This window comes from Helicobacter sp. MIT 03-1616, from assembly GCF_000765685.2.
In the GTDB taxonomy this organism is placed as follows: domain Bacteria; phylum Campylobacterota; class Campylobacteria; order Campylobacterales; family Helicobacteraceae; genus Helicobacter_C; species Helicobacter_C typhlonius.
The window spans coordinates 1-24,407 of sequence record NZ_JROY02000010.1; the positions used below are offsets into that span (position 1 = coordinate 1).

Sequence of the window (24,407 nt, forward strand, 5' to 3'; positions counted from 1 at the left end):
TCCCTACGATTTGTCATTATACGATTTCATAGAATCCTCCTTGTTTGTAAAATAGATTGTGTAATTATAAAGCCTGATACTAAGTATTTGTCAAGGGGTGGGAGAGAAAATATATTAAAAATTATGAAGCAAATATTGCGCTACTAATCTAGCTAAAAGCCAAGTAAATATAAACCTCGTAGTTCTTTAGCTCCAAGCGAAGCTAAAGATTTCAAGCTACCTAAAATTTATGATAGTGCCCTTAATCCCACGACAGAGATAATAATAAGTGCGATGAAAAAGAGTTTTTTTGCACTTTTGCTTTCTTTAAAAAACACCACGCCCACAAGCACGCCTCCAGCTGCGCCGATGCCTGTCCATATCGCATAGGCTGTCGCCATTGCAATGCCCTGCATAGCCATTGATAGCAGAGCAAAGCTTAGCATAAACTGCACCAAAAGCCCGAGTAAAAAGATTTTTCGCCCACTTAGGGAGTATTTTTTCATCGTAATTACGCCTATGATTTCCATACAACCAGCCATTATGAGATACACCCAGCTCATTTTGCCTCCTTGATAGAATCTTGCACGATTTCATCAATTCCCAAATCGTGTGAGAGCGTTTCTGCGAGTTTTTCTCCTTGAGATTCCTCTGTCTTATCTGCTGAAAGCTTTAGCCCCACCACGCCAAGAAGTAAGGTCGCGATAAAGAGGATTTTAAGAGGTGAGAAAGGCTCACCAAAGATAAAGATTTCAGCAAGTGTAATGCCCGCTGTGCCAATCCCCACAAACACGCTATAAGCAATACCAATCTCTAAGACTTTTATCGCTAGAATCATACTTACAGAGGATATGAGAATCCCGATTCCTGTGAGTGTGTAAAAAAAGAGATTATCGGAATATTTTAACCCACTCGCCCAAAAGCATTCTACAATGCCACCAAAAAGCACCAATCCCCACGCGAGATTGTGGGTAAGTTTGATATTTTTCATTTGTTTCCTTTGTTTTATTTTATACATTTTATGGGTTCAAAAAGCCAAAGCCCATAAATGTAATTAGAATTTATGTAATGATGTGATGTGTAAAGAGCTTTAAAGTGAGGAGATAGAGAAAAAATAGATGAGAAACGCAAACGATTGATAGCCTTGGTCCCAAAACATTGCCTATCCCTCCATTTTAAGAATCTTAAATTTGTGGCATTATAGCATAAAAGCTATATCTCTCTTACACTGCCAAGCACAACACTTGTGTATTTAATAGTTTGCAAAAAAGTTTAAGAAACTTATCTTTATCTACCCTAACATTCCATTAAAGTCATTTTCAATTTTGAGTATATCTAGTGCGGCAGCAATTTGTCCGCGATGATGTGTGGCGTGGTTTAAAAGTGCGAGGATAAAAAATCCACGAGATTTTTTAAATTCCACACCCGGAAAGCTAAGTGTGGCAATGCTTTCAAAATCCTCAATGGATTCTATCAACGCGATGATTTTGCTATCTACCTTGCTTCGCAATGCCTCAAATGCCGATATGTCCTCATAAATCGCACTTTGCAATCTCTGTTTAGATGTTACAGAGGCGAAAATCTCCTCTACGCCCTCCAGCTTTTTGGGCGCAAACGCACCAAAAGCCCCCAAAACAATGCCAATATCACCACAGAGGATATGCTCCGCTGTTTGCATCACACTGCCATAATACAACCCACAATCCTTATACAACACTTCCTTTGGGCATTTCTTAAAAGTCGCAAACATATTTGTATTTGCAAGCTGATTGTATTGCGCCTGAAGCAATAAAGTCTCTTTCATTCTATTTCCTTTTGCATAAAATCTGTGCCATTATATCATTAGAATCTATAATTCAATGAGGCTTATTCTTTGGCACATTTTAAGCTCTTTGGAAGAGAGTAGCTTGATAAGCGCAGCGGCATAAGTGCCATAAGACACTTTGCTTTCGCCCTTTGCATTGAGCTTAAACTCTCTTCGCCAAGTAGAATCCTATCTCAAGGAAGTAGCAACTTATTGCCTTTACTCACAAGTTTTTGATAGAATCTGCTCAAAAACTCAAGGAGAGAGTATGCTCAATGTCATTTTTGATATGGACGGCACACTCATTGATAGCGAAGATTGTATTTGTGCGGCGATTAATGAAATACGCGCAGATAAGAATCTGCCACCGCTAGAGTATGACTATATCAAACGCGTAACGCACACACCGGGTTTGGGTTGTGCAAAAATCTTTTATCATATCGATGATTTCCCCCACCCAAGCTATAAAATGGGGTTTGAGGATTATTTTAGCAGACATTACGAACAAGATGCGCGGCTCTTTGAGAATGTAGAGTGGCTTTTGAATGAATGTAAGAAAAATGGCTATTTTTTAGCTATTGCCTCAAATGCCCCACAAGAAAGTCTTTGTCCTATTTTAAAGCGACATAATATTTTGCATTTTTTTGACGAAGTGCTAGGCGCACAACAAAATTTAGAATCCAAGCCAAGTGCAATGATGATAGAGAGAATCTTGCAACGCGCCCCTGTGCGTAAAAGTGCGTTTGTAGGTAATGGCACAAAAGATAGAGGTGCGGCACAAAATGCGAAGATTCCATATTTTCACGCAAAATGGGGCATAGAAAAAGATAATCTTAAGGAAGATGAGTTTAACAATGCTAAAGATTTGTTTGCACAATTGCAAGAATTAGCAATGGCATAAATGATAAATCTTTCATATAAATTATATGCGCTAATAGCATAGGGCAACAAAATAAGCGAGTTTCAACCAATGCCTTTTGATTCTAAAGCCTCACAATCATCAAAGATTTAAAAAAAGCAAAACTCCATATCCTAAAAAATATGCTTTGTAACAAGTTGTGCGTTTGCAAAGAGTGAGAGTGTGAATCCTGTAATATCAAGGCTCACAAATATCACAAATAAAAGCTGATTAAAGTTTGAGCGCGTCAGCAAAAAAAGACTAAGCGGAAATAATATAAGCCCCAATCCCAAAAAAAACCACCCAAGCGCACAACATAGCACAGCAAGGTAAAAAATATTGTGGTTATTATGCGGATTCATATCATTTCACAAGCACGCGTTCAAGCACTTCTTTAATATCGCTTACGCCGATAATCTCTAGCTTATCAAGCACTTCTTTTGGAATATCCTTCAAATCACGCTCATAGTTTTTTTGCGGAATAAGCGCAGTTTTTATCCCTGCCTTATGCGCGGCGATAAGTTTTTCGCGTAATCCACCAATAGCAAGGACATTCCCGCGCAATGTGAGTTCGCCTGTCATTGCAATATGTGCGTAAATTTTAGAATCTGTGAGAATAGAGGCAATCACACACGCCATAGCAATCCCCGCACTCGGTCCGTCCTTTGGTGTCGCGCCTTCAGGCACGTGCAGATGAATATCATAGAGCTGATAAATAGGATTTTTGTGAGTTTCTTTAGGCTTTAGAATCTTCTTATCAAGTAACATTTTTACCACAGAATGCGCTATGTGCGCGGATTCTTTCATCACATCACCCAAACTTCCTGTGAGCGTAAGCGCACCCTTGCCCCTAATCTTTAACGCCTCAATTTTTAGCACATCGCCGCCCACACTCGTCCAAGCAAGTCCATTGACAACACCGATTGTGTTTTTCTTATCTGCTGGGGAAATTTCAAACACGATTTTATCCAAAAACTCACCCACATTGTGCGGTGTGATAACTACATTTTTTTTGCCCTTTAAAATCAAAGTCGCGCCTTTACGCATAATCTGTGCGATTTTATGTCTTAGGCTTCGCACCCCTGCTTCGCGCGTGTAAGATTCTATAATAGTCTTAAGCGCGGGAGTGGTGATTTTTAGCTCATCTTGACTTAAGCCGTGTTTTTGTAACTCCTGCGGGATAAGATATTTCTTTGCAATCTCACATTTTTCTTGCGGGGTATAAGAGGAGATAGAAATAAACTCCATTCTATCACGCAAAGGTGCTGGAATTGTGCTAATATCATTTGCAGTAGCGATAAAAATCACCTGCGACAAGTCAATGTCAAAATTTGTATAATAATCTCTAAAGGCGTGATTTTGCTCCGGGTCTAGAATCTCAAGCAACACGCTCGTGGGGTCGCCTCGATAGCTCCTGCCGACTTTATCAATCTCATCAAGCACCACCACAGGATTCATTTCTTTTGCCTCAATCAGTCCTTGCGTAATGCGTCCGGGCATTGCGCCGATGTAGGTGCGGCGATGTCCGCGCAATTCATTCACATCTTCTAGTCCACCGAGAGCAATACGCACGAGTTGGCGTTTAATAGCTTTTGCAATAGAGTTTGCAAGGCTTGTTTTCCCCACACCCGGTGGTCCATAGAAACACAAAATTGTGCCTTTTTCTTGCTTGTTTTCATTTTTTGGCTGAATCTTTGTGTCTTTTTTGCCCTCTTGTTCTTTGCGCGCTTGTTCTTCTCTCTGTGCCACAAGCTCTTTTACTGCAAAATACTCCACAATACGTTCTTTTGGCTTCTCCAATGAATAATGGTCTGTATCAAGCTGTTTGGCGACTTTTTGAATAGAAAGCTTTTGTTTTGCGTATTTGCCAAATGGTATCTCAAGCACCCATTCGATGTAGTTTTGCAAAATATTCGCATCGCCGCTATCTTGGTGCATACGAGAGAGACGTTTAATCTGCTTTTGCACCTCTTTATAGGCATTCTCATTCATATAAGGCTTTAGGGCGTTAAGCTTTTGCTCATATTGCTCCATTTCCTCATCACGCATATTTTCTGTGCCAAGCTCCTTTTGAATCTGCTTGAGCTGCTCTTTGAGGAAATATTCCTTATTGACTTGCTCCATTTTATTATGTACTTTGCTTTTAATCTCTTTTTGCAATCTTTGGGCTTGTGTCTCCTCAATCACAATTTCAATAAGACCCAACACTCGCTCTTCTACATCATCTTTAGCAAAAATATCATAAGCTTGTTTTTTAGATAATCGCATAGCTGAAGCAACAAAATCCACAATACGATTTGGCTCATCATTATTTTCTATAGTCTTAAGAAAATCAGGCGAGAAACGTCCATCAAGATTAGCCAAATGCAAGATTTTTTCGTGCAGCACCTGTAAAAGTGCATTCATTTTATTACTTTCATATTCTCTGTATGAGAATATATCAACCTCCACCTGCAAGGAATCTGTAGCAGAGTGGAGCACAGATAGAATCTTGCCACGATACAAACCCTTAAAAAGTAGCTTGACGCGCCCTTCTGGCAATGCCACCTCACGCATAATGCTCCCAATCACACCCACATTATGAAATGGAAACTCCCCTTTGTCGTCCTCATTTTCAAACCCAATAAAAATAAGCCCATTTCTCTCTGTTGCTTTATGCGCCGCCTTTATATGTTCTTCATTGCTAATAAAAAGCGGGGCTATCATAAAAGGATATATCAGCTCATCTTCTGTAATGATGGGCATAGTCATTGGAAAATCACTCGATTCTAAAGTATTCATTTGCTTCTCCTACCAATTAAACATACGCACATACCAAGGGACATACGAGGCTTTGGGATTAAAATGCGTAAAAAGTTCCTCATCATTGCGCTTTAAGTATTCCTCTGCGGCGCTATCTTTGCCCTGCTTGCTATACACGTGCGCAATTGAGCGATTAAGCTCGATTTGCCCTAGCTCAAACTTCAACGCGATATACTCCACATAGGGCACATAGCGACTATGCGGGAATGTGCGCAAAAAAGCCTGTGTATCGCTAATACTTTGCGCAATAAACTCTTGGTCCTTGCTGTAATTTTTGAATCCATAAAAGTTTGCCAAAATCTTCAAATAATGCGCATAGTCTTGATTCTCAAAAGACGCATATCGCTTCAAATACTCATCAAAATAAAAACTCGCCAAAAGATATTCATCTTTCTCCATATGTGCCTCGCCGAGTATCAGCATTGCTTCAGCTAAAAGAGGTGAGTTGATATGCTCACTCTGCAAAGAGGCAAAAAAACTATCTGCACCCTCAAGATTCCCAAAATTTATCTCTTTGATTATAGATTCATACCAATACGAAGCGGACTTATTGTATTCTGCTTCTTTTTTCGCACAACCAGAATATACAAAAAAAGCACACAAAATCAGCACTAAGGTATTTATTTTCATCAAAAACCTTTTAATTTTTTAAAATAAAACGCACATTATAGCTTTAGATTTTATTATTTTGGTATAAAAACACATATTTGTGCTATAATCTGTGTTTTTAACACTTTAATAAAGGCAAAGTTAAGAGTAAGGTATGGGAGCAAAAAATGGTTTTTGAAGTCAAACTGCCAATTTTAGGTTTTGAGGAAGTCAAAAAAATGAAGCTTGAAAAAATCGATGATTTATTTATGAAGCTTTCTAATGTTGATAGCGAAGTGCCACACTTCACACTTGTGAATCCATTTTTGCTTCGAGAATATGAATTTGATGTCCCCTCAAATGTGAAAATTTTGCTTGATTTAGATAATGCTAAAAATCTACTTATTGCTAATATTATGGTGATTCAAAAGCCTATTGAAAACTCTACGATTAATTTCCTCGCTCCCTTAGTATTTAACTTTGACAACCTTACAATGGCGCAAGTCGTGCTCGATAGCACACAATACCCGATGTATAGCCTAAGCGACCCTATCGGCACATACTACAACAAAGAGGAAGCAGAAAAAGGTGAGCAGTCCTCACCCGTAAGAGACAACTAATGAAAACCCTCCTTGTGTTAGGATATGGCAATATCGCACAAGCCATATTATGCAAGAATCTCCACATTGTTACACATTATGATGAGATTTTTATCATTGGGCGAGATTCTAAAAAAGCACAGGATTTTATTGAATCTTACTTGCCAAGTGCCCAAGTTCTCCCAGCACACACAAATAATCAAGGGCAATATGAGATTGAATGCGAGGGGAAGGACATTCTACTTTGCACCAAGCCTAAGGGCATAGAAAGCTTTAGATTTATAGGCAAAGCGCGGTGCGTGTATAGCGTCCTAGCAGGTGTAAGTGTGAAAGCCATACAATCACATATAGAATCTACATATATCGTGCGTGCTATGCCTAATATCGCTGCTTTAAGCAAACTCTCCGCCACTGCCTTTTATTACGCGCAAGAGGGCGCAGGAGCAGATTCTATTCTCCACATAGAAGTCATTCCATTTATAGAATCCTTTGGCAATGCCGTGCAAGTGGATAATGAAATTTTAATAGAATCTAGCATCGCCCCAAGTGGAAGTGGCATTGCCTTTCTCGCCCTTGTGGCTGAATCTCTCATTGACGCGGGTGTGCTAGAGGGGCTTACACACGCGCAAAGTAGCGCATTGGTAAAGCAGTGTTTTGCGGGATTTAGCGCGGAGTTAGCACATAAAAGCCCAAGTGAGATTAAATACGCCATTTCAAGCCCGGGTGGCACGACTATTCGAGGGATTAAATCCCTAGAGCAAAGCGGAGTGCGGGGTGCGTTTATAGAAGCCGCGCATATCGCCGTGCAATACGCTAAAGACTGCAGTGCGAAAAATCAGCCCGAAAAAGCGATTCAATCACAAAAGCCACAGAATCTAAAAGCATAGGTCTTCTATGCAGGTAGAACTTCAAGCACAAGATGGCAAAGCTAGGGCATTAAACCTCACTCTAGCCCACGCACAGGTGCAAACGCCTGTTTTTATGCCTGTGGGCACACAAGGCTGTGTCAAGGCACTTGATAGCCTTGATATGAAGAATCTTTTGGGTGCGAAAATTATCCTTGCAAATACCTACCATATGTATTTGCGCGTAGGTATTGAGCGACTTAAAAACTTCGGCGGGATTCATAAGTTTGCCAATTTTGGCGGCAACTACCTTAGCGATAGCGGAGGATTCCAAGCCTTTAGCCTCAATCAAAACACAAAAATAAGCGATGAAGGCATAGGATTCAAATCCCATATTGATGGTTCAAAGCATTTTTTCTCTCCCGAATTTGTGCTAGATATGCAATATGCACTCAATAGCGACATTATGATGGTGCTTGATGATTTGGTGGGCTTACCCGCAAATGATGAGCGTTTGGCAGATTCTATTCGGCGCACGAGTGATTGGGCGCAAAGGAGTTTTGATTATCATCAAGCACAAAAAGCGCGAGGCGTGGGCTTAGATAATCATCTTTTTGCAATTATTCAAGGGGGTATAAGCAAACATTTCCGCACGCTTTCAGCTAGGCAATTAACTAACATAGGGGAGTTTGATGGCTTTGCCATTGGTGGATTAGCTGTGGGAGAGAGCGCAGAGGAGATGTATAAGTGTATCGCGCACACTACCGAGCTTATGCCCTGCTACAAACCGCGTTATCTTATGGGCGTTGGCACACCGGAGAATATTATAGAATCTATCGCTTTGGGCGTGGATATGTTTGACTGCGTAATGCCTACGCGCAACGCGCGAAATGCCACACTTTTTACACATTTTGGCAAGATTAATATCAAAGCCGCACAATATGCAAATGACGAAAACCCTATTGATAGCAAATGCGACTGCTACACCTGCAAAAACTTCAGCCGAGCATATCTCTGCCACCTCTTCCGCTCGAATGAAATCACCTATCATCGCCTCGCCTCTTTGCATAATCTGCATTATTATCTTAGCCTCACAAAAGGGGTGAGAGAGGCGATTTTGGCAGGAAGATTTAAAGAATATCGTGCCCTATTTTATAACTTGCGTGAAATGGAGATACCCGATGAATATTAAGCAACAACGCACAGAATCTATGCTACAAGAAATCCTTAGTGGGGCACTTTCACAACTCAATGACACACAGATTAATAGCCTTAGCATTACCGATGTGAAATGCTCCAAAGGTAAGCAAAGCGCGGAAGTTTTTATAGAAGCTACCGACATATCCCCAAACGAAAGAAAACTCATCGTGCAAAAGCTCAACAAAGCACAGGGGATTCTAAAAGATTATATTCTTAGCTCCACACAATGGTTTCGCGCACCGAACCTACGTTTTAGCTTTGATGATTCTTTAAAAAATGCAAACACACTTGATTCAATCTTTGCACAAATCGCCAAAGAAAAAAGCTCAAAAAACTAAAAAAGGAAAGCTATGCTATCAGCCCAAACAGACGAAAAAATCGCCAAAATGGCTCAAAGCCTTGGACTATATATTTATGATATTTCTATGCTTAAAGAAAATGACAATAATATTTTGCGTGTAAGCATCACGCGCAAAGCCCCTATGCAGAAGCTAGATTCACAAAGCAGTGCGGTAAGTTTGCAGGACTGCCAAAGCCTAAGCGAGATGATTTCGCCACTGCTTGATGTAGAAGAATCTAATCTGCCAAGCTACTTTTTAGAAGTAAGCTCTCCGGGATTAGAGCGGATTCTCAAAACTCCCACACATTATAGCTTTTCGCTCGGCGAGGAAGTAAGCGTGAAATGCACGGACAAAAGTGTGATTGAGGGTATTTTAGAAAATATTGATGAAAACAGCATAGAAGTGCGCACACAAGGCGGTGTCAAATGTGTGTCATTTGCGGATATTAAAAAAACAAAGGTTACCTTTGCGCTCCCTTGATGAACTTTTATTACACCATTGTTGCACACTTGCGTGGGAACATCAAACATTAGCCCTACCAAACCCGAGTGTAGGCGCACTCATTGTCGCTCCAAATGAAGACATCATAGGCGTAGGGGTGCATATCCTCGTAGGTTCACCCCACGCGGAGATTCTCGCGATGAAAGAGGCGTATTACACGCTCACGCAAGATAAACAGATACTCAATCTTACAGAAAGCAAAGACATTCATCAATACTTACTTAACAATCATCAAGGCATCTTTACGCAATGCGCCCTCTATGTGAGCCTTGAACCCTGCAATCATCAGGGCAAAACACCACCTTGTGCTGCACTCATAGCAGAACTTCAATTTGCCAAGGTATGTATCGCCACTACCGAATCTCATCAACTTGCCAAGGGTGGCTTAGACTATCTCCTTAGCAAACATATCAATGCTTCTGTGAATCTGGCACTAGAGCATTATGCAAAATCCTTGATTCTACCCTTTGAAACAATGCGCACAAAGGGGCGATTCGTGCTTTTTAAACTTGCTCAAAGACTTAATGGTGATTACAAAAATGGGCGCATATCCTGCCAAGATTCACAAATTTTTACACATAATCAACGCAGCGTGTGTGATTATATATGTATATCAGGCGCGACCTTAAGGACGGATAATCCACAACTTAACTCACGATATGCGACTACTCCCTATGATAGCACCAAAGCACCGCAGGTGCTTGTATTTTCACATACACAAAATAAGCTTAAAGCAGAAAATAAAATCCTTGAAAATCGTGTGCATTTTAGTGCAGACATTCGCGATGTACGCGAATTAAAGGGCTTTGTGATTATTGAGGGAGGCTATTATCTTTTGCATAGTATGCGCTCAGAAATAGATATGCTTTTGCTAATGCAATCCCCACATACCACGCAAGATTCACAAACACAAACAGGCTTTGATGAAAGCTTTAGCCTTATCCACCAAAACACACTCGGGAGTGATGTCGCGCTATGGCTTGTGTAGATATTTATCAGCTTGAAAATGCTTATTGTTACAACACAGATAGCCTTATCCTCGCGCATTTTGCTAAGGTTTTTTTAAAAAAGCATTTTAATGTTTTAGACATTGGCGCAGGAAGTGGCATTTTAGGCATACTCTGTGCGCGTGAGATTAGCTCTCTTGGTGGTAAGACAGAGATTTATCTTGTTGAAAAAGACGAGGCAATGAGCATCTTGGCGCAAAAAAATAGTGCGCCCTTTGGTGGCGTGGTGCATTGTGTGGATTTTTTGGACTTTAAGCCCGAGCATAAGTTTGATTTTATTATCAGTAATCCGCCATTTTATACCAAGGGTGCGCTTTTGGGTGATAATGAGCGCAAAAATATGGCGAGATTCCAACATTTTTTGCCACCTCAAGCTTTGATGCAACACATCAAGCGCATTTTAAAGCCAAATGGCACTTTGTGTATGTGCTATGATGCAAGGCTTTGTGCGGAGATTTTCTATGAGACGCAAAAAAATGGGTTACATATCAATGTGGCACAATTTGTGCATTCTCTCAAAAATAGAGAGGCAAATCTTGTGCTTTTTAGGGCACAGATTCAATCCAAATCACCGCTACGCGTGTTGCCACCACTTTTTACGCATTTAAGCCCATCTCAAAGCGACAACACGGACGAGTTGAAAGCGATTTATGCGTGGGCGCAAACGCGTAGCATAAAAATCACACAAGAAGCCTTAGAATTGCTTAAAAATTCTAAAAGCCGTGTATAATATATGAAGAGAATCTAAAGAAGGATAAGTATGTTGTATGGGGTGATTATTAATGTAGATCCGCAAACACAGAGCGCACAAGTAGAGCAAGAGCTAAATAAGCGCGTTTTTAGCTTTGCTTTTGACTTATGGGGAGATGAGATAAAAGATTTGAAAAAAGGCGAGGAGGTGGAATTTGTCGTTGAGATGAAGGCTGTTACAAAAATCCACTTGAAGCCAAAACCCATAGACCCAGACCAAATACCCGTAACAAAACCCGCAAATGTATGTATAGAGGAATATTTCGCGCGTGAAAACCAAATTATAGAATCTTATAAAGACCATATGGTAGGGAAATTAAAGCTTGATTTCATTCGTATGCGCCGCTTTTTGCTGACTGCCTATAATGATTTATGCGCAATGGACCCAAACATAGAAAATGACGCACTAAAAAAGCTCAAATCGGAGGTTATGTCTCTTTCAAAAGAATTTGAAACCTACTGCAAAAAAACCCAATATTCGCTCAATTACGCCTTTGAAATGATATTTCTTGCTCGGCAAGTGGAATATAACCGCACGATTACGCGCATCGAGGAGATTCAAAGTTCGCTTGCTAACGCACAGGCTCAAACCAACTCCCTTAGCTCCTCACTAGCCGATGGCGAAAAAAGTCTAGCTAAAAGAGATGATAAAGGTAGCAAGGAATATGCAGAGGAAGAAAAAGAAGTAAAGGCTATGCGTAAGCGATATGTGGATTTACTCAATTTTATTGGCAATCAAAAAGATGCGCTTGTCAATGAAAATGCGAGAATGAAACGTTTTAAAGAAGAGCATTTCGAGCATTTTAGCTCTGTATATACGCCTATGACACAGGAACTCAAAACACGTTTTATCGCCCTGCTGGACACAAAGGCGTATGAGTTTGATACGACTTTGTGGGGCAGAGCAAAGCATAGTCAAAATGTGAAGCATTTTTTTCGAAATTCGCGCATTGAGGGAAGCTTTAGCTCTAAAACTTTTTTGCGCTACTTTTTGCGTGGGCTTGATAAAAGCAAACTTTCACCGCGCTCAAAGGCACTTTTTGATTTGCTGGATTATTTAGAAAAAACTAATCGCAAAAGTCTGCTTATCGTGCGTGAAAGCGCAGTAAATATCGCAAAATACCGCCAAGTCATTGAAAAAATAGATTCAAGCCTCCTTATTACCACGGATAATGACCCAATCAATGCGCTAAGAAGCCTTATCAATTTTCCACAAGATATAGTCGTAATTGATGAAAAAATCGGCAATGCGAGTGCTTTGGGATTCATAAAAACCTATAAAGAAAGTAAAAATGCTAATTCTAAAATTATCTTTTGCGTTATCGTGCAGCAGCTCCCGCCAAATGATTATATTTCCAAGGGCAAATCTATGGGCGTGGAGTTTATACCAGAGCAAAATATGGATATGCTCTATGACTGCATAAGAATGGCATTGTAGGGATTGTGTAAAATTTTTAGGCAAGGTTTTGTGGTAGAGTATTTTTAAAATGTAAGTTTTGAAACGCAGATTCTAAAATAGATTTTATAAAATAAAAATCCTCTGTAAATTCCCTTTCTTGCCAACCTTGCGCCCCGCTCCATTGTTAAAAACTGCTCAATTAAAGATTCTCTATTATTGCTTTGTTGTTATGAATCTTTATCACTTTGACTTTATCACCCTCTTTAAATACACGCTGTGAATTTTCATATGCCCACAAAGTGCCCTTAAAATACACCATTCCTTCTCTAATCTCACCCTCACCCCCCTCGCATAATGTATCCTCATAGACTTGTGAGCGATTAAACCAACTTTTTATAGGCTTACGCAGCACCAAAAGCGAAAGCAGCGAAAACACACAAATGCTTACTGCCTGCCACACGAGTCTATCGCCAAGGCTATCAAACCCCACGAGATATTCAATCACAGAGGTGATGCACAGCCCAATGCCAATAAAAAATAAAAAAAATGAACCAAAAAATATTTCAGCGACAATCATCACAATCCCAACGCCCAAAAGCACAAGAGCCGACATTTTGCCTCCTTTTGTTTTGTGTATTTTACAAAACTATTCTTATTTTTGCATATATTAAATATTTTGTGAGGTTGTATCAGATTCTATTTTGTATGCAATAAAGCGCACAAGCCGAGCAATGCTTGACAAAAAATATTCTTTTCTATATAATCTCGCCTCTACTTTAGATGATGCCATAAGTTAAGTTTTACATCGTGGCACTTTTAACCGCAATATTCCGGATTAGCTCAGCGGTAGAGTAGGTGGCTGTTAACCACTTGGTCGCAGGTTCGAATCCTGCATCCGGAGCCATACAAACCTACTCTGTTTTGTTTCCTCAACAATCTTTCGTTTTATAGCATTCCTAAGATTCAGAACTAACTTAATGCCCTGTTGCGTTGTATTTTTCATCGTAATCACACCCACTAAAGCGCAAATTTCAAAATATTTGCCCTATTTGTATGTCATTGTTTGGCAGAGGGACGCGGTATTTATTAAGACTTTAGAATCTTCTGCTACAATCGCGCCCTATGCAAACATACAGGTGGCTTGGACTATAATAAATAGCACAAAGGCGTGAAAAGGAGTTGTGATGTTGATTTTTGCTTCCGTGGTAGTGGTCTTGTGCGTAGCGGTGCTTGTTATGGGGATAAAGATTATCCCTCAAACTGACATTGCCATTATTGAACGATTAGGGAAATTTCATAGGGTGCTTGAGGGTGGATTCCATATCATTGTGCCTGTGATTGATAGGGTGAGCGCAAAAGTAAGTGCGCGTGAGCAAATGATAGATATTGGGCGGCAGCAGGTCATTACAAAGGATAATGTGAATATCAATATTGATGGAATCGTCTTTTTGAAAATCTTTGATGCAAAATCCGCCGTGTATAGCGTGGATAACTACAAGATGGCTATCGCAAACCTCGCCACCACCACGCTTAGAGGCGAGATAGGACGCATTAATCTTGATGATTCTCTCTCATCACGTGATAGGCTAAATGCCGCGTTGCAAGTGGCTTTGGGCGATGCGGCAAATAATTGGGGTGTGAAAATTATGCGTGTAGAGATTAGCGAAATCTCTGTCCCACGTGATATTGAAGTCGCTATGAACTTGCAGATGAAAGCAGAGCGCGAAAAAAGAGCGATTGAGCTTAAAGCACAAGCCGAAAAAGAAGCTTTAATACGCAACGCCGAAGCCCTCAAACAAGAAAAGGTGCTCCAAGCTGAGGCGATTGAAAGAATGGCTGATGCGAAAAAATATGAGCAAATCGCCCTCGCACAAGGGCAAAGCAATGCTATGGAACTCATCGCTAATCAAATGGCAAAAAACGCACAGGCAGCGGAATTTTTGCTAGTCAAAGAGCGCATTAGTGCTTTCAATGAGCTTTCAAAGAATCCAAGCAAGGATAAGGTGATTATCCCTTACGAGACAAGCGAATTTATCGGCGGCTTAAGCGTAATAAGCGACTTTTTTGGAAAAAATTCTAAGTAAGTTTTTCTCGCAGAATTAAAATACACTATAAAAGGGCAAGATTCTAAACAATATAGAATCTAAAATTTTAAATCCCACAAGTGAGGTAAAATGTGAGGGCGAGATGCGTGCGTATTAGTGAGCCAAAGCCCACATTTTGTACCCCACAAAAACCTTGACATAGCGCACTTTCTAAAAACAGAATCCTTATTCTTAAGTGTAAAAAATTAAACGCAACAAGGTGGGCAAAATATAAAATCTCGGTTTCTAGCCTAAACTCTCCAACACAACTCCCCTTGCGCGTTGCAATACCTGTGGAATCTTCCTAGTCGTTCAACAATAGCAATTGTCTGTTTGCGAGATGATTTTCACACCAAAGTATAAAACCACCCCGCATAGCCCAAGCACGATTAATGCTAAAATGATCATTATGTCTCCTTTAAAAATTCACAAAATGTGGGGATTATAGCGTAAAAAAGACTTAAGAAGTTAAGTAAAGGGAGTAAATCAGCCTAGACATCACATTATAAAGATGTAATGCCTAAACCTGTTCGTCCAAAATAAGTTTACATATTGCGTGATTAACAAGACTCTTTTCTGAATATTTAGATATATCAAAATCTTTCTTACTAAGCTCTGCAATAGCATTGTCATATACCTTTAGCCAACTTTTAACTTTTTCATTTGTTGAGCTTAATCCATAATATTCAGGGTCTACCAACAAACGATATAAATCAGGTATATCATTACTGCCTAGAAACTTAATCTTGTTTTTATGATAATATTGCTTACACACTTCTTTGTTTTTCTTATTAAAGATATTATTGTCATAAATAGGGTCTCCAAAGTCAGCACTTACTCCTGTAAGTAAAGCATTCAATGCAACTATTCCTACTACACTCTTTTTCATTTTCTCTCCTTGTCATTGAAAGTAAAATTTAAACTTTCCACTATAACAACAAAAAAAGCTTAATCAATTCACAAATAAAAATTTTATTTTGTTTCATTCTTTCATATTGCAACGAAAAAACATTATGTGGAGTGTAGTATTCCTTATTACACAGCCTTGAGGGCAATATCTCTTGCGAGATTCAAAGCCTGTGAGATTTTGCTCATATCTTTGCCTCCAGCGGTAGCAAAGTCATCTCTGCCCCCGCCATTGCCACCTAGAATCTGCGCTACTTCTCTCACCCACGCTCCAGCTTTAAGAGAATCTATGCCTTTTACTCCCGCCGTGATAGCGATTTTGCCCTCACTTTGACTAATAAGTAAAATCGCTACATGCATATTTTCATTTTTCGCCTTATCCACAAGCTCCTTTGCCTGTGCGCTATCAATAGAATCAAGCTGCGAGATAATAAGCGTTGCGCCATTTATCTCCTCAAAATCAAGGCTTTTGACACTGCTTTTTGCTTTCTTTTCACGCTCTTTGAGTTTTGCTAACTCGCCTTTGAGCTTTTCAATGCCCTGCATCACATCTTGCGCCTTAAGGCTCTCTTTTGCTATTTTAAGAGAATCTAATGCCGCCCTGCCATAGCTATACGCCGCTGCGCCGCACACTGCTTCAATACGCCGCACACCGCTACTGACACCGGATTCTTTGATGATATAAAAGCTGCCAATCTCTGCCGTGCTGCCTGTGTGGATTCCACCACATAGCTCGATAGAATCCCCAAAGCGCACCACACGCACGACATCGCCATACTTCTCGCCAAAAAGTGCCATTGCGCCCTTTGCCTTTGCCTCATTGATACCCATATACTCGCATTCTTGCTTGCTCGCACGAGCGATTGCCGCATTTACAAGGCTTTCAATCTGTGCTAACTCCTCGCCGCTCACTGCCTTTGGGTGAGAAAAATCAAAGCGCAAACGAGTAGATTCTACAAGGCTACCCGCTTGAGCGATATGGCTGCCTAGCACATCACGCAATGCCTTATGCAGCAAATGCGTGGCGGAATGGTGCTTTGCAATCTCAAGACGCGCATTATCCACCACCGCGCGCACGACATCATTTACCCCAATGCTCTTGTTTGCGTGAATGCGAGAGAGATTAAGCCCAAAATACTTTTGCGTATCGAGCACTTGCGCAAGTGTGGAATCTGCGCCTTGTTTGATAAGCACACCCTTATCCCCCACAGGACCGCCAGATTCGGGATAAAAGGGCGTTTTATCAAGCATTACATAGCCCTCTTGCCCCGCTTGGAGTGTATCTATCTTTTGAAATGCAAAATCTAAGAGGGCTACAACCTTGCAATCCGCGCTCATACATTCATAGCCAATAAATTCATTCTCGCCAAATGCGCTTAGAAGCGCACTAAAATCACCCTCTTTCAAGGCGTCCCCACTGCCTTTCCAACTTGCTTTGCCCCTGTTTTTCTGCTCTGCCATACATCGCTCAAAACTTGCCAAATCCACCTCTAAGCCCTGCTCACGCAGCATATCTTGGGTTAAATCAAGCGGGAATCCATAGGTATCATAGAGTTTAAACGCCACTTCGCCACTAAACAATGGGCTTTGTCCTTGCGTGCTTGATATTGTCTTAGAATCTAGCTCATCTGTTAGCTTTTCACGCTCTTTGTCAAAAAGACTCATTCCTGATTCTATGGTTTCAAAAAAACGCGCTTCCTCTGCCTTGCACTGCTCCATAATGGCGTTTTTGCGCTCGTTCAAATAGCTATAATGTCCGCCCATACACTCACACACAGAGGCAATGACTTCAAACAAAAAGGGCTTTTGCAGTCCAAGCAAATAGCCGTGTCGCACCGCGCGGCGCAAGATTCTACGCAGCACATAGCCTCGCCCCTCTTTATCAAAATTTACCCCTTGCGCGAGGAGGAATGCCACACTTCTAGCGTGGTCGGCAATCACTCTAAAACTCGCACTCTCCTTTTGCGCTTGTCGTATTTGCTCTGCGCTTAATTGCATTGTGTTTTGCAAAAGCGTGCCATCGTGGTAGTATGTCTTGTGAGTGAGATTCTCTATTGTCTTCATCAGTGGCGCAAATAACGAGGTATCAAAGTTATTGATTTTGCCCTCTTTGAGTGCAATAACCCGCTCTAAGCCCATTCCTGTGTCAATGCTTGGCTTTGGTAGCGGTGTGCGTATGCCGTCTTTTTGCTCAAACTGCATAAACACAAGATTCCATATTTCTAAGAATCTATCGCCCTCGCCGCCAAAATAATCCTTGCTCGAATGGAAAAATTCTGCGCCTTGATCGACATAAATCTCACTACAAGGTCCGCAAGGTCCGCTATCGCCCATTTGCCAAAAGTTATCCTTATCGCCCATTCTTTTTATGCGGCTTGGCTCAATGTGTTCGCACCACAGCTCATAGGCTTCATCATCGCTTTCGTGAATGGTTACATATAACACAGATTTATCAAAACCTAGAATCTGCGTTACAAACTCCCACGCATAGGCAATCGCGTCTTTTTTAAAATAATCGCCAAAGCTAAAGTTGCCTAGCATTTCAAAAAGCGTGTGGTGGCGCGCGGTGTAGCCGACATTTTCTAAGTCATTATGCTTGCCACCTGCGCGGATACAAAGCTGGGAGCTTGTCGCTCGTGGTGGCGTAGGTGTGGGAATCTTGCCCGTAAAAATATCTTTAAACTGCACCATACCTGCATTGGTAAAAAGCAAGCTCGCATCATCAGGCACAAGCGGCATAGAATCATAAATTTTATGAGCTTTAGAAGCAAAAAAATCAAGATAAGCTTGACGAATGTTTTTCATCATAATCCTTGTCAAAACCTATGCATTACGCTAAGGCTTACCGATGTATTTCCCTGCCTATCGCTATCAATACTCGGTAAAATCATCGTATTTTTAGGCTGATACTCACTTGTAAAGAGCCACGCAAATCCCCAAGCAATTATCGCACCAACACTCACTTGTAAAATAGAATGTTTCTTAGCCTCAACCCTTGAAGCCGCTGTAAGCACGGCAAGTCCTCCCACAGGCAAGGCACTTTTCCACCCGTAGCGGTAATATACATATCCAGCCGCGCTAAAAGCCCCAGCTGAATGTCCGCTAGGCATTCCTTTCCAGTCCTCACAACAAGGGCGTTTCGCCCACTTAAGCGGATGTCCGCCATTATGCACACTTTCAAAGCTATATTTTAATCCTTCAACTACAAGCTGTGTGCTTAAAGTGCCAAGTACAAGTTGCCCCATACCCTCATAGTCTTCCATTGCCAAAGATACAACCATCACATACACGGGCAAAAACCTAAACGCATCGCCAAATTGTTCAAATTGATTCTCTTGCGTATAAACGGGGGGGGGGGCATAGATAAAAAAGACCAATGCAAATTGCATAAAAAAATTTCGCCACATAGATTTCCTTAATATTTTATAATAAAATGCTATTATAAGATTTTATCCTTAAACTGCATTTTGGATTCAAGCATTATTTATAGCATATTCTACCGCATTGAGATAGCTTTGCACACTGATATTGCTTCCTTTTTTATATGCCTTATCATACGCTACGCCGTGATCCACAGAAGTGCGCAAAATAGGCAAATCAAGGCTGACATTAATGCTCTCCTCAAAATACAGCGCCTTAAGCGGAGCTAAGCCTACATCGTGATACATACTCACAAAATACCTAAACTTTGCACGATTAAGCGGAGAAAATGCACTATCAGGTGGATATGCGCCAAAAAATAGCTCTTTTCCCAAAGCCATATTTGCTTCATACACTGCCTCGCTAATAGAGCTATCCTCATCTCCCATAATACCCTCATCGCCGCAATGTGGATTAAGCCCTAGCACACAGCACGGCTCATCTAAAGCCACAGCCAAAGCAAAGCGAAGTAAAAAATCAATAAGTTTCTCTTTTTTTACACACGCGCTCACATCTTTGAGGGCAATATGGTCGGTAAAAAGTGCGACAAAAAGTGCAGGACAGCCCAGCATCATAATGCCCTGTTTCTTAAAAAAAGTAGATAAGGCGTGAGTATGCCCCACAAATGCCACTCCGGCTTCCTGCCACGCTTTTTTGTGTATAGGCAAGGTTACTAACGCCACACATTCACCACTTTGGGTAAGATTCACCCCCTGCATAAAGCTGTGGTAGCTATATGCGCCACTTTTTGCACTCACCACACCCGGCGTGATAAAATTCCCTACATCATAGGCAAAATCACCCACACACTGTATATCTAGGGGTATAGGATAAGATAGAATCTCACTCGCAGATTCTAAAACTTCTCGATGAGCGCAATAGAGTGGCTCACAGATTTGAGAAATAATCTTATGCGCTCTTAAAGCAATTTCAATCCCCACGCCATTGACATCGCCAATACTAATGGCTATTTTTGGCACATCGCCTCTTTCATTTGAATAATTGCACGCTCTAGCCCCACAAACATCGCTCTTGCGATAATACTATGCCCAATATTTAGCTCACTAATGTAAGGAATAGTGGCAACCGCGCCCACATTTTGATAATTAAGCCCGTGTCCCGCAAAGCATTCAAGTGAGCGTGTATCCGTGCTAGAAGTCGCTAAAGTCGCGCATTGAGAGAGTTCATCAAGGCTTATTTTAATTTGCTCCAGCATATCACGCATAGGCATATCTAACTCCTTAATGCTATGTTGTGTGCGCGAGAGATTACTATAAGCCATAAGGTGCAAATTTGCGTATTTACCCGTGTGTAGCTCCACAGCGTCCGCTCCAAGCTCCCTTGCAAGAAAGATAGATTCTTTTTTAGGGTCGATAAAAAGCGCACTTGCAATACCCACAGATTCAAAGGCTTTGAGTGTAGTGCGTATAGTGTTGTAATGAGATTCTATATCCAGCCCACCTTCAGTTGTAATTTCCTCTCTTTTCTCTGGCACAAGCGTAATACGGCGGGGCTTGAGAGCACAAAGATAGTCTATAATCTTTTCATCAAGAGCAGATTCTATATTAATAGGCAAAGGGCTTGATTGAATAATGCGCTTTACATCACTATCGTGGATATGTCGCCTATCCTCGCGCAAATGCAAGGTGATTTGGTGTGCTCCCGCATTTTTTGCCACAAACACCGCTTCTAGCGGGTCAGGCTCATAAATCGCTCTCGCCTCACGCAAAGTCGCAATATGATCGATATTTACCCCTAATCTCATCATCACCTCCTTATTTCTCCATAGCAATAACACCACTGCGAATAATCTCTTTTGGATTAAAGATTTTCACAGCAGCGATAAATTGATTAATCGCGGTTGGCTTATCAGTGGCGATGACAATGATATATTTTTCATTCGCATTGACAATCTTACCATTGTAAGCCTTACACAGCACCTCTATATCTGCTAAACGCTCACTTAATGGAATCTTTACAAGCGCTGCCTCTTTTTCAAGCAAATCATCGTTTGAAATCACGCTCACCACCGGGATAAGCTTATGTAGTTGCTTGATAATCTGCTCTATCACCACTTCCGAGCCTTGCGTAACAATCGTAATGCGTGAGAGATTGCTATTTGGAATGGGGGCAGTAGTCAAAGATTCTATATTATAGCCCCGCGCAGAGAAAAGCCCGGAAATACGCGCTAAGACGCTATGCTCGTTAATCACATTCACACAAATACTTTTTTTCATTTCTTTATTTTTTGCTTCCATTGTTGCTTCCTTATGCGATTATTTACTCTGCGGGAGCATCATCTCATAGATTGCCCCACCTGTTGGCACCATAGGCAACACATTTTCGTGTCTATCAATAAGAACCTCAATAAACGCCACTTTTTTAGAATCTAGCGCGGCTTTGAGTGCTGGGGCAAACTCATCTTTACGCTCTACCCTAAAGCCCACACCTCCAAAAGATTCTATAAGCTTCACAAAATTCGGCTGCAAACTCAAATCTACGTGAGAGAGGCGATTATCATAAAATAAAGTCTGCCATTGGCGCACCATACCCAAATAATTATTATTCAAAATCACATTAATTACAGGAATATTATATGCTACACAAGTCATTAACTCTTGAATATTCATCAAAATTGAGCCATCTCCTGTAATATTGACGATAATTTTATCCTCACACGCGAGTTTTGCACCAAGAGCAGCGGGCAAGCCATAGCCCATTGTGCCAAGCCCCCCGCTGCTTAAAAATTGACGCGGAAAGCTAAAAGGATAAAACTGCGCCGCCCACATTTGGTGCTGTCCCACATCAGTGGTAATAATCGCCCTCTCACTCAAACTCTCTCCTAGCTGCTCAATAATCCATTGGGGTTTAATAGAATCCTCGCTATCCTCATAGCTTAGCGGATTCTGTCGCTGCAGTGAGCGCAAATGCTCCCGCCACTGCTCAATATGCTCCCTCTCATAGCCATTAAGCTCAATAAGCATATCAGCAATAGCATACTTCAAGTCGCCCACAATAGGGTAATCCACACCTACGATTTTACCAATAGAGCTAGGGTCTATATCGATATGTGCTATTTTTGCATTTTTGGCAAACTCACTCAATTTGCCCGTTACCCTATCATCAAATCTCGCACCAAGGCAAATAAGCAAATCGCACTCGCTCACCGCCATATTTGCCGCATAGCTGCCGTGCATTCCTAGCATTCCTAGTAGATTCTCATCATTATGCGCCAAGACGCCAAGCCCGAGCAGAGTCTCCACACAAGGAATCCCTGTGCGATGAGCCAACTCACGCACATCTTCACTTGCATTTGAGAGTATCGCACCCCCACCGATATAAAACAAAGGCTTCTTGGCGTGTGTGATAGCCGCGCAAAGCTTTTTGATTTGACGTGGATTCCCCTTAATCGTAGGTCTATAACTCTGTAATGCAATAGAATCTGGATAGTCAAATGTGCCTAATGTCGCAGTAATATCCTTTGGAATATCCACAAGCACAGGTCCTTGTCTCCCACTTCGTGCAATATAAAAAGCTTCTTTTAAAATTCTGGGTAATTCGGCAATATTGCGCACTAAAAAATTGTGTTTCGTGCAAGGGCGCGAGATTCCAACCGCGTCAATCTCTTGAAATGAATCTGTGCCAATTTGCGTAATAGGCACTTGTCCGCTAATCACCACAAGCGGAATGGAATCTGTGTAAGCGGTGGCTATTCCTGTAACTGCATTAGTGAATCCCGGACCAGAAGTGATAATAGCCACTCCCACTTCCCCGCTACTGCGCGCATAGCCATCGGCTGAATGCACCGCGCCTTGCTCGTGCCGTGCAAGAATATGATGAAAATATTGTTGCTTATAAATCTCATCATAAATATGCAACACCGCACCACCGGGATAACCAAACACTACCTTTACGCCCTCTAAATGCAAGGCTTGGATAATCATTTGTGCCCCTGTTAGCTGCTTCATAAAAACTCCTTTTGCCTCTTTAGTCGCTTTTAAAAAGCGTTGATGATACCTAAATTTTGTTTAAAATATGCAGCTTTAGATGATTGAATCTCACGCTTTTTGTGTATATGTGCTTTTTTTGCACCTTTTAATGCAATAAAGCAATGTCAAAAGTTAGGAAATTGCTATGTTTAGGATTTAACTCTTATTTTTAAGAATCCAACAATATGCAAAAGTTATATTATGTTTGTTACAAAATTTCGCTAGGATTAAATTTTTATTTTATTTCACAAGGAGTCTTAATGCTAAAAAAATTAGCATTTACTTTGGGCGCGGCACTTGCGCTATTTTTTGTAGGCTGCGGTGGAGATACACCAAAAGATGTGGCAGTTTCTTTCATTGAGGATGTATATAATGGCAAGGGCGATGCACTTATCAAGTATGTGTATATTCCAGAAAATGAAAAAGCGGGTGCAAAAGAGTTTGTAGAGGGCAAACTTAAAGCAGCGGCTGAAATAGCTAAAGAAAATGCGGACAATGCTGGAGGAGTAAAAAATATAGAAGTGTTGTCTGAAAAAGTAGATGAAAAGAAAGCAAGAATAGAATTGCGCGTGAATTTTAAGAATGGTGAAGACAAAATGGAGCACGTGAAGCTAACAAACATAGATGGCAAATGGAAAATTGACCTCTAAAAAGCTGCAATTTAGGAGATTCTATCTCGTATTGCTTGCGTTATGTTTTGGCGTTGTGGCACTTTGTATCGCAACGCTTTTTAATTTCTCCCCCTCATCTCTTACCCCCACGCTTTTACACAAAGATTTGCGCCCTCTCCCTCCATTGCAGATAGGCGATATGATTCTACGAGAAGGTATAGGCATAGAAAGTGTAGTGATTAAACGCCTAAGCAAACATCGCTATACACACATTGGATTGGTTGTTAGCTCAAAACCTATTATTATCTTACACGCCACACCAGATGATAATCTCAAAATGCCAAATCAGGTGATTCTAAGCTCCATTGATGAATTTTTATCCCACGCGCAAAACATTGCGATTAAACGACTAAATCTAAGCAAAGCTCAAAAGGAGCATATCGCATTGCAAGTGTCCGCCTATCTTGGCAAAACTTTTGTGCTAGATTCAAACAAAGGCGCACTATACTGCACGACTTTGCTCGAGCAAATCTTATCGCCCATTATTCCGCTCAATATAGATTATGAACGTATTGATTTACCCGCCTTTAGCGGAGATTATCTCTTTCCAAAGGCATTTTATGAGGATTCTAATTCAACACTCATTTATGAAAGTCGAGCATATTGACAAAAAGTTACAAACAA

The 24,407-nt window shown here is 41.0% G+C and carries 27 protein-coding genes and 1 tRNA gene; 14 read left to right on the plus strand and 14 right to left on the minus strand.

Going from position 1 to position 24,407, the window contains the following annotated elements; genetic code table 11:
* Positions 1-227: 227 nt before the first annotated feature.
* From LS67_RS07255 to LS67_RS07265, 3 genes are all read right to left on the minus strand, one after another.
* Positions 228-542, minus strand: coding sequence for a DMT family transporter (locus tag LS67_RS07255; RefSeq protein WP_034328469.1), 315 nt, complete (start codon positions 540-542; stop codon positions 228-230).
* Positions 539-970, minus strand: a complete 432-nt coding sequence (locus LS67_RS07260; RefSeq protein WP_034328470.1) for a DMT family transporter — start codon at positions 968-970, stop codon at positions 539-541. The genes LS67_RS07255 and LS67_RS07260 overlap by 4 nt, the downstream gene beginning before the upstream one ends.
* 300 nt (positions 971-1,270) lie before the next feature.
* Positions 1,271-1,783 (minus strand): DinB family protein, encoded by a 513-nt coding sequence (locus tag LS67_RS07265; RefSeq protein ID WP_034328471.1) that lies wholly within the window; start codon positions 1,781-1,783, stop codon positions 1,271-1,273.
* A 268-nt stretch (positions 1,784-2,051) separates the two neighbouring features.
* Here LS67_RS07265 and LS67_RS07275 point away from each other — a divergent pair, with 268 nt between their 5' ends.
* Entirely contained in the window at positions 2,052-2,684 is a 633-nt protein-coding gene (locus LS67_RS07275) for an HAD family hydrolase (RefSeq protein WP_034328472.1), read from the plus strand.
* 131 nt (positions 2,685-2,815) lie between these two features.
* Here the strand turns inward: LS67_RS07275 and LS67_RS07280 are convergent, their stop codons facing one another.
* From LS67_RS07280 to LS67_RS07290, 3 genes are read right to left on the minus strand one after another with little or no spacing between them, the layout of a single operon-like run.
* Positions 2,816-3,043 (minus strand): hypothetical protein, encoded by a 228-nt coding sequence (locus tag LS67_RS07280; protein ID WP_052082063.1) that lies wholly within the window; start codon positions 3,041-3,043, stop codon positions 2,816-2,818.
* Position 3,044: 1 nt separating this feature from the next.
* Positions 3,045-5,462, minus strand: a complete 2,418-nt coding sequence (gene lon / locus LS67_RS07285) for an endopeptidase La (RefSeq protein ID WP_034342337.1) — start codon at positions 5,460-5,462, stop codon at positions 3,045-3,047.
* Between the two features lie 9 nt (positions 5,463-5,471).
* Positions 5,472-6,113 carry an outer membrane protein assembly factor BamD gene (locus LS67_RS07290; protein ID WP_138109666.1) on the minus strand — a complete coding sequence of 214 codons (642 nt, stop codon included), beginning with the start codon at positions 6,111-6,113 and terminating at the stop codon, positions 5,472-5,474.
* A gap of 146 nt (positions 6,114-6,259) precedes the next feature.
* On the opposite strand from LS67_RS07290, the gene fliW reads away from it, so the two are divergent.
* Genes fliW through LS67_RS07330 form a run of 8 tightly spaced genes read left to right on the plus strand, consistent with a single transcriptional unit; the run spans position 6,260 to position 12,752 of the window.
* On the plus strand, positions 6,260-6,691 hold the full coding sequence (fliW, locus tag LS67_RS07295) for a flagellar assembly protein FliW (RefSeq protein ID WP_034326187.1): 432 nt from the start codon (positions 6,260-6,262) through the stop codon (positions 6,689-6,691).
* The gene (locus LS67_RS07300; RefSeq protein WP_052099830.1) at positions 6,691-7,557 is read left to right on the plus strand and encodes a pyrroline-5-carboxylate reductase; all 867 of its coding nucleotides are present in this window, start codon (positions 6,691-6,693) and stop codon (positions 7,555-7,557) included. Before fliW ends, LS67_RS07300 begins: the two co-directional genes overlap by 1 nt.
* 7 nt (positions 7,558-7,564) lie before the next feature.
* Positions 7,565-8,707 (plus strand): tRNA guanosine(34) transglycosylase Tgt, encoded by a 1,143-nt coding sequence (gene tgt, locus LS67_RS07305; protein ID WP_034326189.1) that lies wholly within the window; start codon positions 7,565-7,567, stop codon positions 8,705-8,707.
* Positions 8,697-9,053, plus strand: a complete 357-nt coding sequence (gene rbfA / locus LS67_RS07310; protein WP_034326192.1) for a 30S ribosome-binding factor RbfA — start codon at positions 8,697-8,699, stop codon at positions 9,051-9,053. The genes tgt and rbfA overlap by 11 nt, the downstream gene beginning before the upstream one ends.
* Before the next feature lie 12 nt (positions 9,054-9,065).
* On the plus strand, positions 9,066-9,536 hold the full coding sequence (gene rimP, locus LS67_RS07315) for a ribosome maturation factor RimP (protein WP_034326194.1): 471 nt from the start codon (positions 9,066-9,068) through the stop codon (positions 9,534-9,536).
* Positions 9,523-10,545 carry a bifunctional diaminohydroxyphosphoribosylaminopyrimidine deaminase/5-amino-6-(5-phosphoribosylamino)uracil reductase RibD gene (gene ribD / locus LS67_RS07320; protein ID WP_034326196.1) on the plus strand — a complete coding sequence of 341 codons (1,023 nt, stop codon included), beginning with the start codon at positions 9,523-9,525 and terminating at the stop codon, positions 10,543-10,545. The genes rimP and ribD overlap by 14 nt, the downstream gene beginning before the upstream one ends.
* Positions 10,533-11,294, plus strand: a complete 762-nt coding sequence (locus LS67_RS07325; RefSeq protein WP_034326197.1) for a tRNA1(Val) (adenine(37)-N6)-methyltransferase — start codon at positions 10,533-10,535, stop codon at positions 11,292-11,294. The genes ribD and LS67_RS07325 overlap by 13 nt, the downstream gene beginning before the upstream one ends.
* Positions 11,295-11,324: 30 nt before the next feature.
* Positions 11,325-12,752, plus strand: a complete 1,428-nt coding sequence (locus LS67_RS07330; protein ID WP_034326198.1) for a hypothetical protein — start codon at positions 11,325-11,327, stop codon at positions 12,750-12,752.
* A gap of 160 nt (positions 12,753-12,912) precedes the next feature.
* Here the strand turns inward: LS67_RS07330 and LS67_RS07335 are convergent, their stop codons facing one another.
* Positions 12,913-13,326, minus strand: coding sequence for an NfeD family protein (locus LS67_RS07335; RefSeq protein ID WP_034326200.1), 414 nt, complete (start codon positions 13,324-13,326; stop codon positions 12,913-12,915).
* A 216-nt stretch (positions 13,327-13,542) separates the two neighbouring features.
* Between LS67_RS07335 and LS67_RS07340 the strand changes: the two genes are divergently transcribed.
* The 3 genes from LS67_RS07340 to LS67_RS07350 all read left to right on the plus strand — a co-directional run bounded on the left by LS67_RS07340 (position 13,543) and on the right by LS67_RS07350 (position 14,797).
* Positions 13,543-13,617: transfer RNA gene (locus LS67_RS07340), tRNA-Asn, on the plus strand.
* A gap of 73 nt (positions 13,618-13,690) precedes the next feature.
* The gene (locus LS67_RS07345) at positions 13,691-13,885 is read left to right on the plus strand and encodes a hypothetical protein (RefSeq protein ID WP_138109668.1); all 195 of its coding nucleotides are present in this window, start codon (positions 13,691-13,693) and stop codon (positions 13,883-13,885) included.
* 12 nt (positions 13,886-13,897) lie between these two features.
* Positions 13,898-14,797, plus strand: a complete 900-nt coding sequence (locus LS67_RS07350) for an SPFH domain-containing protein (RefSeq protein WP_034326201.1) — start codon at positions 13,898-13,900, stop codon at positions 14,795-14,797.
* Positions 14,798-15,317: 520 nt separating this feature from the next.
* Here the strand turns inward: LS67_RS07350 and LS67_RS07355 are convergent.
* The 7 genes from LS67_RS07355 to LS67_RS07385 all read right to left on the minus strand — a co-directional run bounded on the left by LS67_RS07355 (position 15,318) and on the right by LS67_RS07385 (position 23,091).
* The gene (locus LS67_RS07355) at positions 15,318-15,686 is read right to left on the minus strand and encodes a hypothetical protein (protein ID WP_034326203.1); all 369 of its coding nucleotides are present in this window, start codon (positions 15,684-15,686) and stop codon (positions 15,318-15,320) included.
* Positions 15,687-15,832: 146 nt separating this feature from the next.
* Complete coding sequence (alaS, locus tag LS67_RS07360) at positions 15,833-18,508, minus strand: alanine--tRNA ligase (RefSeq protein ID WP_201274029.1); 2,676 nt, start codon at positions 18,506-18,508, stop codon at positions 15,833-15,835.
* A gap of 11 nt (positions 18,509-18,519) precedes the next feature.
* Positions 18,520-19,110, minus strand: a complete 591-nt coding sequence (locus LS67_RS07365; RefSeq protein ID WP_173644085.1) for a phosphatase PAP2 family protein — start codon at positions 19,108-19,110, stop codon at positions 18,520-18,522.
* 66 nt (positions 19,111-19,176) lie between these two features.
* Positions 19,177-20,103, minus strand: coding sequence for a 4-hydroxythreonine-4-phosphate dehydrogenase (pdxA, locus tag LS67_RS07370; RefSeq protein WP_034326206.1), 927 nt, complete (start codon positions 20,101-20,103; stop codon positions 19,177-19,179).
* Positions 20,091-20,888, minus strand: coding sequence for a pyridoxine 5'-phosphate synthase (locus tag LS67_RS07375; RefSeq protein WP_034326207.1), 798 nt, complete (start codon positions 20,886-20,888; stop codon positions 20,091-20,093). Before LS67_RS07375 ends, pdxA begins: the two co-directional genes overlap by 13 nt.
* A gap of 10 nt (positions 20,889-20,898) precedes the next feature.
* Complete coding sequence (ilvN, locus tag LS67_RS07380; protein WP_034326208.1) at positions 20,899-21,381, minus strand: acetolactate synthase small subunit; 483 nt, start codon at positions 21,379-21,381, stop codon at positions 20,899-20,901.
* Between the two features lie 18 nt (positions 21,382-21,399).
* Positions 21,400-23,091 carry an acetolactate synthase large subunit gene (locus LS67_RS07385; RefSeq protein WP_034326211.1) on the minus strand — a complete coding sequence of 564 codons (1,692 nt, stop codon included), beginning with the start codon at positions 23,089-23,091 and terminating at the stop codon, positions 21,400-21,402.
* 281 nt (positions 23,092-23,372) lie between these two features.
* Here LS67_RS07385 and LS67_RS07390 point away from each other — a divergent pair, with 281 nt between their 5' ends.
* Positions 23,373-23,762, plus strand: a complete 390-nt coding sequence (locus LS67_RS07390) for a DUF4878 domain-containing protein (protein WP_034326213.1) — start codon at positions 23,373-23,375, stop codon at positions 23,760-23,762.
* Positions 23,763-23,793: 31 nt separating this feature from the next.
* Complete coding sequence (locus tag LS67_RS07395; protein ID WP_161594485.1) at positions 23,794-24,390, plus strand: YiiX/YebB-like N1pC/P60 family cysteine hydrolase; 597 nt, start codon at positions 23,794-23,796, stop codon at positions 24,388-24,390.
* Positions 24,391-24,407 lie beyond the last annotated feature (17 nt).